Source organism: Gracilibacillus sp. D59 (genome assembly GCF_052246695.1).
Classification (GTDB): Bacteria; Bacillota; Bacilli; order Bacillales; family Amphibacillaceae; genus Gracilibacillus.
The window spans coordinates 48,499-63,382 of the sequence record NZ_JBQQCK010000016.1 but is presented as its reverse complement, the minus strand read 5'-3'; the positions used below and the strand labels follow the sequence as shown (position 1 = coordinate 63,382).

General features: G+C 38.7%; 14 protein-coding genes and 1 other annotated feature. All 14 genes read left to right on the top strand.

The window, feature by feature from the left end; translation table 11 throughout:
- Nucleotides 1-63: 63 nt before the first annotated feature.
- On the top strand, nt 64-708 hold the full coding sequence (sigH, locus tag ACTWP4_RS20370; RefSeq protein WP_443130649.1) for an RNA polymerase sporulation sigma factor SigH: 645 nt from the start codon (nt 64-66) through the stop codon (nt 706-708).
- A gap of 86 nt (nt 709-794) precedes the next feature.
- On the top strand, nt 795-941 hold the full coding sequence (gene rpmG / locus ACTWP4_RS20365) for a 50S ribosomal protein L33 (RefSeq protein ID WP_443130624.1): 147 nt from the start codon (nt 795-797) through the stop codon (nt 939-941).
- Between the two features lie 40 nt (nt 942-981).
- Nucleotides 982-1,161, top strand: coding sequence for a preprotein translocase subunit SecE (gene secE / locus ACTWP4_RS20360; RefSeq protein ID WP_443130623.1), 180 nt, complete (start codon nt 982-984; stop codon nt 1,159-1,161).
- Between the two features lie 136 nt (nt 1,162-1,297).
- Nucleotides 1,298-1,834: a transcription termination/antitermination protein NusG gene (nusG, locus tag ACTWP4_RS20355; RefSeq protein ID WP_443130622.1), complete on the top strand. Its 537-nt coding sequence runs from the start codon at nt 1,298-1,300 to the stop codon at nt 1,832-1,834.
- Between the two features lie 168 nt (nt 1,835-2,002).
- On the top strand, nt 2,003-2,428 hold the full coding sequence (rplK, locus tag ACTWP4_RS20350) for a 50S ribosomal protein L11 (RefSeq protein WP_443130621.1): 426 nt from the start codon (nt 2,003-2,005) through the stop codon (nt 2,426-2,428).
- Between the two features lie 224 nt (nt 2,429-2,652).
- Nucleotides 2,653-3,348, top strand: a complete 696-nt coding sequence (gene rplA, locus ACTWP4_RS20345) for a 50S ribosomal protein L1 (RefSeq protein ID WP_443130620.1) — start codon at nt 2,653-2,655, stop codon at nt 3,346-3,348.
- A gap of 65 nt (nt 3,349-3,413) precedes the next feature.
- Nucleotides 3,414-3,574, top strand: a sequence feature (ribosomal protein L10 leader region).
- Between the two features lie 35 nt (nt 3,575-3,609).
- Nucleotides 3,610-4,110 carry a 50S ribosomal protein L10 gene (gene rplJ, locus ACTWP4_RS20340; RefSeq protein ID WP_443130619.1) on the top strand — a complete coding sequence of 167 codons (501 nt, stop codon included), beginning with the start codon at nt 3,610-3,612 and terminating at the stop codon, nt 4,108-4,110.
- Nucleotides 4,111-4,173: 63 nt separating this feature from the next.
- The gene (rplL, locus tag ACTWP4_RS20335; RefSeq protein WP_443130618.1) at nt 4,174-4,536 is read left to right on the top strand and encodes a 50S ribosomal protein L7/L12; all 363 of its coding nucleotides are present in this window, start codon (nt 4,174-4,176) and stop codon (nt 4,534-4,536) included.
- 499 nt (nt 4,537-5,035) lie between these two features.
- Nucleotides 5,036-5,629, top strand: coding sequence for a class I SAM-dependent methyltransferase (locus ACTWP4_RS20330; protein ID WP_443130617.1), 594 nt, complete (start codon nt 5,036-5,038; stop codon nt 5,627-5,629).
- 465 nt (nt 5,630-6,094) lie between these two features.
- The gene (gene rpoB / locus ACTWP4_RS20325) at nt 6,095-9,637 is read left to right on the top strand and encodes a DNA-directed RNA polymerase subunit beta (RefSeq protein ID WP_443130616.1); all 3,543 of its coding nucleotides are present in this window, start codon (nt 6,095-6,097) and stop codon (nt 9,635-9,637) included.
- A gap of 114 nt (nt 9,638-9,751) precedes the next feature.
- On the top strand, nt 9,752-13,363 hold the full coding sequence (gene rpoC / locus ACTWP4_RS20320) for a DNA-directed RNA polymerase subunit beta' (protein ID WP_443130615.1): 3,612 nt from the start codon (nt 9,752-9,754) through the stop codon (nt 13,361-13,363).
- Nucleotides 13,364-13,574: 211 nt separating this feature from the next.
- On the top strand, nt 13,575-13,826 hold the full coding sequence (locus ACTWP4_RS20315) for a 50S ribosomal protein L7ae-like protein (RefSeq protein ID WP_443130614.1): 252 nt from the start codon (nt 13,575-13,577) through the stop codon (nt 13,824-13,826).
- Nucleotides 13,827-13,925: 99 nt separating this feature from the next.
- Complete coding sequence (gene rpsL / locus ACTWP4_RS20310; protein WP_443130613.1) at nt 13,926-14,339, top strand: 30S ribosomal protein S12; 414 nt, start codon at nt 13,926-13,928, stop codon at nt 14,337-14,339.
- 39 nt (nt 14,340-14,378) lie between these two features.
- Nucleotides 14,379-14,849: a 30S ribosomal protein S7 gene (gene rpsG / locus ACTWP4_RS20305; RefSeq protein WP_443130612.1), complete on the top strand. Its 471-nt coding sequence runs from the start codon at nt 14,379-14,381 to the stop codon at nt 14,847-14,849.
- Nucleotides 14,850-14,884: the final 35 nt, after the last annotated feature.

The following is a 14,884-nucleotide window of genomic DNA, read 5'->3' as shown; positions in this document are numbered from 1 at the left end:
TGCTATCATAGTCTGCGATACCTAATTTTTGGCATTATGCCGGGAGGAGTCCCAATGACCATCATGCGAGTAGAAAATAGAGATACTGACTTTCAGCATTTAGATGATAATGAATTAGTATTGCTAGTGCAGAACGGAGATACGCAGGCGCTCGAGTTTTTAATTCATCGATATAAATCATTCGTTCGAGCGAAAGCCAAAACGTATTTTCTCGTAGGAGCTGACCATGAAGATATTGCACAAGAGGGAATGATCGGTCTATATAAAGCGATTCGTGATTTTCAAAAGGACAAGCTAGCATCCTTTAAAGCTTTTGCAGAATTATGTATTACCAGACAAATTATTACAGCTATTAAAACGGCGACAAGACAAAAGCATATGCCATTGAATTCTTATGTATCTTTGGACAAACCTATCTATAACGATGATTCCGAGAGGACGTTGTTAGATGTTTTAGAAGCTACTATTGCGATGGATCCACAGGAATTGTTAGTAAATAGAGAGCGTTATGGTGATATGGAGAGTAAGTTAGCAGAGTTGCTAAGTAAGTTAGAGCGTGAAGTATTATTACTTTACCTAGAAGGGAAATCCTATCAAGAGATTTCTTCTGAATTAAATCGACATGCTAAATCTATTGACAATGCTTTGCAGCGTGTAAAGAGGAAGCTAGAAAAATACTTAGAAGCGAGTGGAATACATATATCTTAAACAATTCTGTTAGTTGCCGTTGACAGTCATCTTTAACCATGCTACATTAGAATAGGTGTAAAAAACCCATATAAGAGGTGGGGAATTTGGCTAAAAAAATAGCACTTGCGTGCGAGATTTGTCATAGTAGAAACTATAGTACGGACAAGAACCCATCGGTTTCTGATCGAATTGAAATAAAGAAATTTTGTAAGAGATGCAACCGACATACTATTCACCGCGAAACAAAGTAGAGCTTGACGGTAGTTAGAAGACAGTTTGGAGGTACCTTCTGTGAAACCAGTTACTTTTTTAAAGAATGTCAATCGGGAAATGAAGAAAGTATCATGGCCAAGAGGTCGTGAATTAACTCGTTATACACTTACAGTTGTATTTACCGTTGCTTTTATAACAGTTTTTTTTGCACTTATTGATTTAGGAATTACAGAACTTCTTAATATGTTATTTGAATAATTCGCTATTATATATGTTATACTGTAACTAAATATGTAAGAAAAGAACCCGTTTGACGGGTTTTTTAAATGCAAAGAAATGGACCCAAGGAGAAGTTAAATAAGGGAGGGAAGGGCGAGCGAAGGCCCTCGATATTATGGAAAAAAGATGGTATGTCGTGCATACTTATTCAGGTTATGAAAATAAAGTAAAAACCAATTTAGAAAAACGACTAGAATCTATGGGGATGGAAGACAAGATTTTCCGTGTACTAGTCCCTGAGGATGAAGAAACAGAAATTAAGAACGGAAAAAAGAAAGTGGCAAAAAAGAAAGTATTCCCGGGATATGTGTTAGCGGAAATGGTTATGACAGATGACTCTTGGTATGTCGTGCGTAATACACCAGGTGTAACAGGTTTCGTAGGATCTGCGGGTTCAGGTTCCAAACCAACGCCACTACTAGAAGAAGAAGTAGAATCTATACTTAAACGAATGGGTTATGACGAACCTGTTACGGAAGTAGATTTTGAAATGAAAGAAACAGTGGAAGTAATAGATGGTCCATTTAACGGTTTCTCCGGTTCTATTGAAAAAATAGATATAGATAAACAAAAAGTAAAAGTACATGTTAATATGTTTGGTAGAGAAACACCAGTTGAATTGGACTTTGCGCAAGTTAAGAAGTTATCATAAAGTGCGTATAATATAAAAATATAGGAAAACCACTTGCATTTTTGTTTATATAATGCTAAAATTCTTATGTTCTTTATGCCTCGAGTATAAGGTTATTTTTAGCATATGTAATCGAGTGGGAGGGCGAGTGCCCTATTACCACATCACGGACTTAAGGAGGTGTGTCTCGTGGCTAAAAAAGTAGAATCAGTTGTAAAACTACAAATTCCAGCAGGAAAAGCAAATCCCGCACCACCAGTTGGGCCAGCTTTAGGTCAAGCAGGTATTAACATCATGGGATTCTGTAAAGAGTTTAACGCTCAAACCCAAGATCAAGCTGGTATGATTATTCCAGTAGAAATCACGGTATTTGAAGACCGTTCATTTACATTTATTACGAAAACTCCGCCAGCAGCAGTATTGCTTAAAAAAGCAGCTGGTATTGAATCTGGTTCAGGTGAACCAAATCGTAACAAAGTGGCAACACTTAACCGCGATAAGGTAAAAGAAATCGCAGAACTAAAAATGCCAGATTTAAATGCTGCTGATGTTGAAGCTGCAATGCGTATGGTTGAAGGTACTGCACGTAGCATGGGTATCGTTATCGAAGACTAATCTCACAGCGTTGTACTAAAGCGGAAGGTTGCGGTAGTGGAGAAGTGTTTCATCACCCGCAACCTTTATCTTTGAGGTTTAGTTAGAAAGAATAGGACGATTTTTGCGAGAGTGAATGATTCCAATCGTGTGGAGCAAATGTCTTATCCCACGTTCGAATCTAACTTTTCCGCTTAAGTAAGTGGGAGGTATAACCGTTAAAACCACAGAAGGAGGAAATTAAAATGGCAAAGAAAACAAAAAAACAACAAGAAGCATTAAAACTTGTTGACCGTACAAAAGTGTACGAAGCAAAAGATGCGTTAGAATTAGTACAAAAAGCTTCTACAGCAAATTTTGACGAAACAGTTGAAGCTGCTTTCCGTCTTGGAGTAGATCCGAAGAAAGCAGACCAACAAATCCGTGGAGCGATGGTGTTGCCACACGGAACAGGTAAAACTCAAACAGTTCTTGTATTCGCAAAAGGGGACAAAGCGAAAGAAGCAGAAGCTGCTGGAGCGGACTATGTAGGAGATCAAGATTTAATCAACAAAATCAACCAAGGTTGGTTCGAGTTTGATGTAGTCGTAGCAACTCCTGACATGATGGCTGAAGTAGGTAAGCTTGGTCGTGTACTAGGACCAAAAGGTCTTATGCCAAACCCTAAAACAGGAACAGTAACTTTCGAAGTAGAAAAAGCTGTTAATGAAATTAAAGCAGGTAAAGTAGAATACCGTGTAGATAAACAATCAAATATTCACGTGCCAATTGGTAAAGTATCATTTGATCTTGATAAGCTTGTAGAAAACTTCAATGCATTAGCAGATACAGTTGTAAAAGCAAAGCCGCAAGCTGCAAAAGGTACGTATATTCGTAACGTAGCAGTTTCATCTACAATGGGACCTGGTGTAAAAGTAGATTCATCAGCTTTCGCAAAATAATATTACTTGACTTTCGCTAAAAGATTTAGTATAATTCTTAAGGGTCAAGTTGACTACTTTAAAAATAAATTGAATACATTATACCGTAGACAGTAGGTGCTATTAAGCTTAATTTCCTACCGAGGTGTGTCTGGATAAATAACAGAATTCCTTTTTAACTAAGGATGAATGTGTACAGTCATAAACCTCCACGTCTACATAGATGTGGAGGTTTTCGTTTTATACGGGCGGTATAATGATCGCGTTCTAGGAGGTGGAATCATGTCAAAGGTGATTGAACAAAAGAAACAAGTTGTTTCTGAAATAGCAGAAAAACTTCGTGATAGCCAATCAACGATCCTTGTAGACTACAGAGGTCTTGATGTTGCAGAAGTTACGGAACTACGTTCACAACTACGTGAAGCTGGCGTGGAATTCAAAGTGTATAAAAACACAATGACTCGTCGTGCGGTAGAAGAAGCTGAACTAACTGATTTAAATGATATCTTAGTAGGCCCTACAGCTGTCGCATTCAGTAAAGACGATGTTGTGGCTCCGGCTAAAGTTTTAAATAACTTTGCAAAAGAGCATGATGCATTAGAAATTAAAGGTGGCGTGGTTGAAGGATCTGTAGCAACACTTGAGCAAATCAAGGAACTTGCAGAACTTCCAAACTACGAAGGAATGCTTTCTATGCTACTCAGCGTACTACAAGCACCAGTACGAAACTTTGCGTATGCAACAAAAGCTGTTGCAGAGCAAAAAGAAGAGCAAGGTGCGTAAGAGCTTTTTATCAAAAAGACAAATATGTTCGTAAATATATAATAAAATTAGGAGGAATTGAACATGTCTAATGAACAAATTATTGAAGCAATTAAAGAAATGTCTGTTCTTGAATTAAATGACTTAGTAAAAGCAATCGAAGAAGAATTTGGAGTAACTGCAGCAGCACCAGTAGCAGCAGCAGGTGCTGGAGCTGGAGAAGCAGCTGAAGAACAAACTGAATTTGATGTAGTACTAGAAAGTGCTGGATCTTCTAAAATCAAAGTTGTTAAAGCTGTTCGTGAAATCACTGGTCTTGGACTTAAAGATGCTAAAGACCTTGTAGATAACGCACCAGGCGCAATCAAAGAAGGTATTGCTAAAGAAGAAGCAGAAGAAATGAAATCTAAGCTAGAAGAAGCAGGCGCAACAGTAGAATTAAAATAAGTATGAACCACAGAAAAGCTCGCTATGAACAATGGCGAGCTTTTCTTTACAAATAAGAAATTTTAACAATCAGCATATAAATTAAAAACTGCGAAATAACTGGACACGGATTTGCTCTTCTCCATTTTGATTCTAGTTGAGTGCGAAGTCACCGCTGCGGAAAAAATACTCGCTTTCCGTGGGGAACGCTTCAGCCTCCTCGGAAGCAAAGACCGCTTCCTGCGGGGTCTTCAGACTGTTCCTTTCCCACAGGAGTCTCGCATTTTTTCCGCAGCTTAGCATAGTGTTCTAATAAAATGACAGGAAATCACAAGAAGAGTTCCTTAAGTTCCGTTCTTACAATAATCAGAACACTAAAATTAGCGCAGTACTCTGCCGTAGCTAATGCTAGCACTCACCTTAAATTAGAATGAGTGAAGCTACACCAAGTCAAATTTATAAAACTTCGCAGTTGTTATCTATATGGAATTAGATTTAAGAATGGAAAGTTGGTGTGGAAATGGATCAATATTTTTCGCAGTCTCCTGATGTTGCTAGTGATCCGCAAACGTGGAGTTATGAGTTGAGGGGTCAGACGTTTACTTTCACAACAGATAACGGTGTTTTTTCAAAAAATGAAGTCGATTTTGGTTCGCGCGTTTTAATTGAAGCTTTCTGTACACCGGATACAGATGGTCCATTGCTAGACTTGGGTTGTGGGTACGGTCCAATTAGTATTGCTCTAGCAGCTACGCACTCCGATCGCTCCGTTCTTGGAGTGGATGTAAACGAAAGGGCATTATCATTGGCTGAAAAAAACGCTAAGCAAAATCAGATTTCCAATGTAACCTTTAAAAAGAGTAACATATTATCCAATGTATATGACCAATCTTTTGCTGCGATTTTAACTAATCCACCGATTAGAGCTGGCAAAGAAGTTGTACACAGAATGTTTGAAGAAGCTAAAAAAGCTTTAGTGTCAAATGGAGAATTGTGGGTTGTCATTCAGAAAAAACAAGGAGCGCCTTCAGCGAAGAAAAAACTATCTGAGTTATTTGAAGAGGTAGAAGTAGTGACAAAGGAAAAAGGATACTTTATTTTTTGTGCAAAATAATTTGACTCTGTTAGGTGTTTGTGGTAGTATTGAAAAATGCCAATAGGACGGATGGTTTGTCAAGTGAAAATGTTGAAAAATGTATATTTTTTTAAAAAATAGGCAAAACTACTCAACATGATGACTTTTATAGCTTGGCATATCTATGTACTATCAAACGGCTATTAGCTAATAGAGATTGTCTACTTAACCTTTTTTAGAAATCCATTTATTATTTTCCACAGAACTATTAGTAATTGAATAACATTTGCTTATTGCAAATGTCTATATAAAAGCTTGTGTCCTAAAAAGATCACAGGTTTGTTCGGTATGTTAACCGGGCATGTGTTTAACACTTACTAAATTTATACGATCTATAGAAAAATGTCAAATGCCTATAGTAAGTTACGTATAAATAGTAAGTGTGGTTTCATTTCTGCTATTTTTATAGCAACTATCTTTAATATTGATCGAGGGGTGAATCAGTTGACAGGTCAACTAGTTCAATACGGACGACACCGCCAACGCAGAAGCTATGCGCGTATCAGCGAGGTATTAGAATTACCAAATTTAATTGAGATTCAAACTGCATCCTATCAATGGTTCCTAGATGAAGGCTTAAGAGAAATGTTCCAAGATATTTCTCCAATCGAGGATTTTGCCGGCAATTTGTCATTAGAATTTGTCGATTATAGCCTTGGAGAACCCAAGTATCCAGTCGATGAATCCAAAGAAAGAGACGTAACATACAACGCTCCTCTTCGAGTAAAGGTTCGTTTATTGAATAACGAAACGGGTGAAGTGAAAGAGCAAGAAGTATTTATGGGTGATTTTCCGTTAATGACAGAAACAGGTACGTTTATCATTAACGGTGCAGAACGTGTTATCGTTTCGCAGCTTGTTCGTTCACCTAGTGTTTACTTTAATGAAAAAATTGATAAGAATGGTAAACGTGGTTATGGTGCTACTGTTATTCCGAATAGAGGTGCTTGGTTAGAATTTGAAACAGACGCAAAAGATGTTGTACACGTACGTATTGACCGTACTAGAAAATTACCTATTACGGTATTACTTAGAGCGTTAGGTTTCGGAGATGACCAAGAAATATTAGATTTATTTGGAGAAAACGAATATCTAAAAAACACTCTGGAAAAGGACAACACGGAAACAAGTGAAAAGGCATTGTTAGAAATTTACGAGCGCCTTCGTCCTGGAGAGCCACCAACAGTAGAAAATGCTAAAAGTCTATTGGTTTCAAGGTTTTTTGATCCAAAAAGATATGATTTAGCACATGTTGGCCGTTATAAAATAAACAAAAAATTACATTTGAAAAATCGTTTATTTAATCAAATTCTCGCAGAGCCATTAGTAGATCCGGAAACGGGTGAAGTGATTGCAAACAAGGGAGATAAGTTAGATAGACGCTTGTTAGATAAAATATTACCGATACTAGACTCTGATGAAAATCGATTTGGTGAAAGAGTGCTAGACCCAAATGAAGGTGTGCTAGAGGAACCAATTCGAGTTCAATCCATTAAAATTATGGATCCAACTGATCCTGAAGGAGAAAGAACGCTTAACGTACTAGGGAATTGTAATGTCGAAGATAGCATTAAAAACATTACACCAGCTGACATTCTTTCTGCAATCAGTTATTTCTTTAACATCTTGCATCAAGTTGGAGACACCGACGATATTGACCACTTAGGAAATCGTCGTCTACGTTCAGTAGGAGAGTTATTACAAAATCAATTCAGAATTGGACTATCACGTATGGAACGAGTGGTTCGTGAGAGAATGTCTATTCAAGACACATCTTCTATCACTCCACAACAGTTAATCAATATACGTCCGGTAATTGCATCTATCAAAGAATTCTTTGGTAGTTCACAGTTATCCCAGTTCATGGATCAAACAAACCCATTAGCAGAACTAACACATAAAAGACGTTTATCTGCCTTAGGGCCAGGTGGTTTGACTCGTGAACGTGCAGGTTTTGAAGTGCGTGATGTTCACTATTCTCACTATGGTCGTATGTGTCCAATCGAGACACCAGAGGGACCAAACATTGGTTTGATCAACTCGTTATCATCTTATGCGAAAGTAAATAAATTTGGTTTTATTGAAACTCCTTATCGTAGAGTGGATCCTGAAACAGGTCGGGTTACAAACCAAATGGACTACTTAACAGCAGATGAAGAAGATAACTATGTTGTTGCACAGGCGAACGCAAAACTGAATGAAGATGGAACGTTTACTGACGAGGAAGTAATTGCAAGATTCCGTGGTGAAAACACGATTGTAAAACGTGAGAAATTAGATTACATGGATGTTTCACCTAAGCAGGTTGTATCTCCTGCGACAGCATGTATTCCTTTCTTGGAGAATGATGACTCAAACCGTGCGTTAATGGGTGCAAACATGCAGCGTCAAGCAGTACCGCTTATGCAGCCTAAATCACCAATTGTTGGTACAGGTATGGAATATGTATCAGGAAAAGACTCAGGTGCAGCTGTTATTTGTAAGCATGAAGGTATCGTGGAAAGAGTGGAGGCGAAAGAAGTTCTTGTTCGTCGTATCACAGAAGTGGATGGTAAAGAAGTTGAAGGTGATTTAGATCGCTACCGTCTACAAAAATTTGTTCGTTCCAACCAAGGTACTTGCTACAACCAACGCCCGATCGTATCGAAAGGTGACCGTGTAACTAAAGGTGAAATATTGGCTGATGGTCCTTCAATGGAAAAAGGTGAATTGGCACTTGGCCAAAACGTACTCGTCGGCTTTATGACTTGGGAAGGTTATAACTATGAGGATGCGATCATCATGAGTGAGCGCCTTGTAAAAGATGACGTTTATACCTCTATTCATATTGAAGAATATGAATCAGAAGCACGTGATACTAAATTAGGGCCAGAAGAAATCACACGTGACATCCCTAACGTTGGGGAAGATGCATTGCGCGACTTAGATGAGCGAGGCATTATCCGCGTAGGCGCTGAAGTAGAAGACGGTGACTTGTTAGTTGGTAAAGTTACACCTAAAGGGGTAACAGAATTATCAGCTGAAGAACGTTTGTTACACGCAATCTTCGGTGAGAAAGCACGTGAGGTTCGTGATACATCGCTTCGAGTACCTCATGGTGCTGGTGGTATTGTACTAGATGTTAAAATTTTTAACCGTGCAGACGGTGATGAATTACCGCCGGGTGTAAACCAGTTAGTTCGTGCATATATCGTTCAAAAACGTAAGATTCACGAAGGGGATAAAATGGCTGGCCGTCACGGTAACAAAGGTGTTATCTCTAAAATTTTACCAGAAGAAGATATGCCATTCTTACCAGACGGTACACCAATCGATATTATGTTAAACCCATTAGGGGTACCATCTCGTATGAACATCGGACAGGTGCTTGAGCTACACTTGGGTATGGCAGCAAGACAACTCGGTATTCATGTTGCATCACCAGTATTTGATGGTGCACGTGAAGAAGATGTTTGGGAGACCCTTGAAGAAGCTGGTATGCCAAGAGATGCGAAAACAATCCTTTACGATGGACGTACAGGTGATCCTTTTGATAACCGTGTTTCTGTTGGTGTGATGTACATGATCAAGCTGGCACACATGGTAGATGATAAATTGCATGCTCGTTCAACAGGTCCATATTCACTAGTTACACAACAACCACTAGGTGGTAAAGCACAATTTGGTGGTCAGCGTTTCGGTGAGATGGAGGTATGGGCACTAGAAGCCTATGGTGCAGCCTATACACTACAGGAAATATTAACGGTTAAATCAGATGATACAGTTGGTCGTGTGAAAACATACGAAGCAATCGTTAAGGGCGACAATGTTCCTGAACCTGGAATTCCAGAATCATTCAAAGTATTAATTAAGGAATTACAAAGTCTCGGTATGGATGTGAAAATGTTATCTGGGGATGAGCAAGAAATCGAACTTCGTGATGACGAAGAAGATGATTCCCAATCTGCAGATAACTTCAATCTAGAAATCGAAGAAACTACTAGTTAAACAACACGGTCAAAATTCAAACCTGATCATTCTTTCGGCAAGATTGATCAGGTAAGAATTGTCTATAAAGCTTAGAGTGAACGAAAACCCAAAGACTAAAAGGGAGGTTTACCCTTGTTAGATGTAAATAATTTTGAATTTATGAAAATCGGATTAGCATCACCAAATAAAATCCGTTCATGGTCATTTGGTGAAGTGAAAAAGCCTGAAACTATTAACTACCGTACACTAAAACCAGAGAAAGATGGTTTATTTTGTGAACGAATTTTCGGTCCTCAAAAAGATTGGGAATGTCATTGTGGAAAGTATAAGCGTGTAAGATATAAAGGTGTCGTATGTGACCGCTGTGGTGTGGAAGTAACCAAAGCAAAAGTTCGACGTGAACGTATGGGTCACATTGAATTAGCTGCACCTGTATCACACATTTGGTACTTCAAAGGTATCCCAAGTCGAATGGGGCTAGTATTAGACATGTCACCTAGAGCCCTGGAAGAAGTGATTTACTTCGCAGCATATATTGTGACAGATTCTGGCGATACAGCCTTAGAGAAAAAACAATTATTATCTGAAAAAGAATACCGTGCTTATCGTGATAAATACGGTAGTTCCTTCCAAGCTGCAATGGGTGCTGAAGCAATCAAAAAAATCTTACAAGATATTGATCTTGATAAAGAAGTAGAATTGTTACGTGAAGAATTAAAATCTGCACAGGGTCAACGCAGAACGCGTGCAATCAAGCGTTTAGAAGTATTAGAAGCATTTCGTAACTCTGGAAATGATCCAAGCTGGATGATAATGGACGTATTACCTATCATTCCACCTGAATTAAGACCAATGGTGCAATTAGATGGTGGTCGTTTCGCAACATCTGACTTGAATGATTTATATCGTCGTGTAATCAACCGTAACAATCGTTTGAAACGACTTCTTGATCTTGGAGCACCAAGCATTATTGTACAAAACGAAAAGCGTATGCTTCAGGAAGCAGTAGATGCCTTGATTGATAATGGACGCCGTGGACGTCCGGTAACTGGACCAGGTAACCGTCCATTAAAATCTCTGTCTCATATGTTAAAAGGGAAACAAGGTCGTTTCCGTCAAAACTTACTAGGTAAACGTGTTGACTATTCAGGTCGTTCCGTAATCGTCGTAGGCCCACACTTAAAGATGTATCAATGTGGTCTGCCAAAGGAAATGGCTGTAGAGTTATTTAAGCCGTTTATTATGAAAGAGTTAGTAGAGCGAGGTTTAGCTCATAACATCAAGTCGGCAAAACGTAAAATTGAGAGATTGCATGAAGAGGTATGGGATGTATTAGAAGATGTTATTAAAGAACACCCTGTACTGCTAAACCGTGCACCAACCCTTCACCGTTTAGGTATTCAAGCATTTGAACCGACACTTGTAGAGGGTCGAGCAATTCGCTTGCACCCGCTAGTATGTACGGCATATAATGCGGACTTCGACGGTGACCAGATGGCAGTACACGTTCCTTTATCAGCAGAAGCACAAGCAGAAGCACGCATTTTAATGCTTGCAGCACAAAACATTCTGAATCCTAAAGATGGTAAACCAGTTGTTACACCATCACAGGATATGGTACTTGGTAACTATTACGTAACAATGGAACGTGAGAACGCGATTGGTGAAGGTATGGTGTTTAAAGACTTAAATGAAGCATTAATCGCCTATCAAAATGGTTATGTGCATTTACACACACGTGTTGCGATTCAACCAGTTTCATTAAATAAAGAAGCATTTACTGATGAACAAAAAAATAAATTAATGATCACAACTGTTGGTAAGCTAATCTTTAACGATATGTTACCAGAATCATTCCCATATATGAATGAACCAACGCAGCAAAACTTAGAAATAGCAACACCTGATAAGTATTTTGTTGAGCCTGGAGCTAACATCAAGGAAGTAATTGCTGAACGAGAAATTCTTCCACCATTCAAAAAAGGAATTCTTGGAGATATCATTGCCGAAGTATTCAAGAAGTTCAAGATTAGTGAAACTTCAAAAATGCTTGACCGTATGAAAGATTTAGGATTTGCTTACTCAACCAAAGCTGGTATCACAGTAGGTGTATCAGATATCGTTGTTCTTGCTGAGAAAGAAGAGATCTTGGCAGAAGCACAAGATAAAGTAGATAAGGTATTGAAGCAATTCCGTAGAGGTTTAATTACTGATGAAGAACGCTATGACCGTGTCATTTCTGTATGGTCACAAGCAAAAGACACCATTCAAGAGAAACTAATGAAATCCTTGAACCCGCGTAACCCGATCTTTATGATGAGTGATTCCGGTGCGCGTGGTAACGCATCTAACTTTACTCAGTTAGCAGGTATGCGTGGATTAATGGCAAACCCAGCAGGTCGAATTATCGAATTACCGATCAAGTCAAGCTTCCGTGAAGGCCTAACAGTACTAGAATACTTTATTTCTACACACGGTGCTCGTAAAGGTCTTGCCGATACAGCTCTTAAGACAGCAGACTCTGGTTATTTAACAAGACGTCTTGTTGATGTTGCTCAAGATGTGATTATCCGTGAGGAAGACTGTGGAACAGATCGTGGTTTAACTGTATCTGCTATTAAAGAAGGTACAGAAATGATTGAGCCACTTATCGATCGTTTGATTGGTAGAACGGCATTCCAAAATGTGAAACATCCTGAAACTAACGAATTAATCGTTGCGAAAAATGATGTCATTTCTGAAGACGCAGCGAAAGAAATTGTAGAATCAGGAATTGATGATGTCTTAATCCGAACTGTCTTCACATGTAATACAAAACATGGTGCATGTAAAAAATGTTATGGTCGTAACTTAGCTACTGGTGAAGAAGTAGAAGTGGGTGAAGCTGTAGGTATTATTGCCGCTCAATCTATCGGTGAACCAGGTACACAGTTAACGATGCGTACATTCCACACTGGTGGGGTTGCGGGTAGCGATATTACCCAAGGTTTACCGCGTATTCAAGAGATCTTCGAAGCGCGTAACCCGAAAGGTCAAGCAGTTATCTCCGAAATTTTCGGTACTGTCCAAGATGTAACGGAAGTGAAAGACAAACAAGAAATCGTTGTTCAAGGTACAGTAGAAACCAAAACATATACAGCACCATATGGCGCGCGACTTAAAGTTTCTATAGGTGATGAGGTAGAAGCAGGTCAAGCACTGACAGAAGGTTCTATCGATCCTAAGGAATTATTAAAAGTTAAAGGTATTGACGGTGTTCAATCTTACTTATTAAAAGAAGTACAGAAAGTATACCGTATGCAAGGGGTGGAAATCGGCGATAAACACGTCGAAGTAATGGTACGACAAATGCTTCGTAAAGTGCGTGTTGCTGATTCCGGAGACACAGAAGTATTACCAGGATCACTACTGGAAATACACCAATTCAAAGATGCAAACAAGCAAGTCTTAGTAACAGGTGGTCAACCAGCAGTTGGTCGTCCGGTGTTGTTGGGTATTACAAAAGCATCTCTTGAAACAGATTCATTCTTATCTGCTGCTTCCTTCCAAGAGACAACAAGAGTCTTAACAGATGCAGCGATCAAAGGTAAACGAGATGAATTACTTGGTCTGAAAGAGAATGTTATTATTGGTAAACTTGTGCCAGCAGGTACCGGTATGCAACGTTATCGTCGCATCCAGGAAAAACTAGCTGTTGATCCAACAAAAGTTGAAGAAACAGACTCAGAAGAAGTAATTCAGTAATAAGAAAGCACTGGGGCTGGACAACAAATAGCACGGATTACCTGCATAATAAATTGCAGGTAATCCACTAATTACATTTACTTGAAAGAAAACAAGGGTGAACACTTTAAATAATTATTTATTTTTACAAATAAAAGTTGACATTAATTTTTTGTGATGATAGTATATTTAAGGTGCTTCCGTTATCCTTGTTACTTTGGAGGATATGCAGATGTCTTATGAAAAAGTGGCGCAGGTAAATACTGAAAAGATAATCGGAACGAAACAAGTCTTAAAAGCCATTAAAAATGGTCATGCAAAAGAAGTGATTATTGCTAGTGATGCTGATACACACATTACTAGTAAAGTTTCACGAGTTGCATCTGAACATAATGTCCCTTATTTCTATGTAGACTCTATGAAAGAGCTTGGAAAAGTTTGTGGAATAGATGTTGGAGCAGCAACAGTAGTGATCAAACAATAAAGTTTTGGCAATTATTTGCGAAGACTTTGTTTTTTGCTCTATTATGAACCACCTGGATGTGTGGTATTACATCTCAAGAACAGAGAGGAGGAAAAATAGATGCCAACTATTAATCAATTAGTACGTAAAGGTCGTGTGACTAAGTCTAAAAAGTCAGACTCACCTGCTTTAAATAAAGGGTACAATAGTCGTAAAAAAGTTGCGACTGACCAATCTTCCCCACAAAAACGTGGAGTGTGTACTCGTGTAGGTACATTAACACCAAAGAAACCGAACTCTGCACTTCGTAAATATGCGCGTGTTCGTTTGTCAAACCAAATCGAGGTTACAGCTTATATTCCTGGAATTGGTCATAACCTGCAAGAACACAGTGTTGTATTAATTCGTGGTGGTCGTGTAAAAGACTTACCAGGGGTTCGTTATCATATCGTTCGTGGTGCACTTGATACTTCAGGTGTAGAAGGACGTATGCAAGGACGTTCAAAATACGGTGCGAAAAAACCTAAAAAATAAGCATTTCTAATAAAAACACAATAGGAAGGAGGGGGAGATATGCCACGTAAAGGACCAGTACCAAAGCGTGATGTCTTACCAGATCCGTTATACAACTCAAAACTAGTTACTCGTTTAATCAATCAAATTATGATTGATGGAAAAAGAGGTAAAGCGCAAAAGATTTTGTATCGTGCATTCGAATTAGTTCAAGAACGTAGCGGTCAAAACGCTATGGAAGTATTTGAACAGGCAATGAAAAATGTTATGCCAGTACTTGAGGTACGCGCTCGTCGTGTTGGTGGTTCTAACTACCAAGTACCAGTAGAGGTAAGACCAGAACGTCGTCAAGCACTAGGTTTACGTTACATTGTAAATTATTCTCGTCTTCGCGGCGAAAAAACAATGGAAGAGCGTTTAGCGAATGAAATTCTAGATGCTTCAAATAATACAGGTGCATCTGTTAAAAAACGAGAAGATATGCACAAGATGGCAGAAGCAAACAAAGCATTTGCTCACTATCGCTGGTAATCATCCAAAAAACAATCTTTTATTTAGGAAGGAGA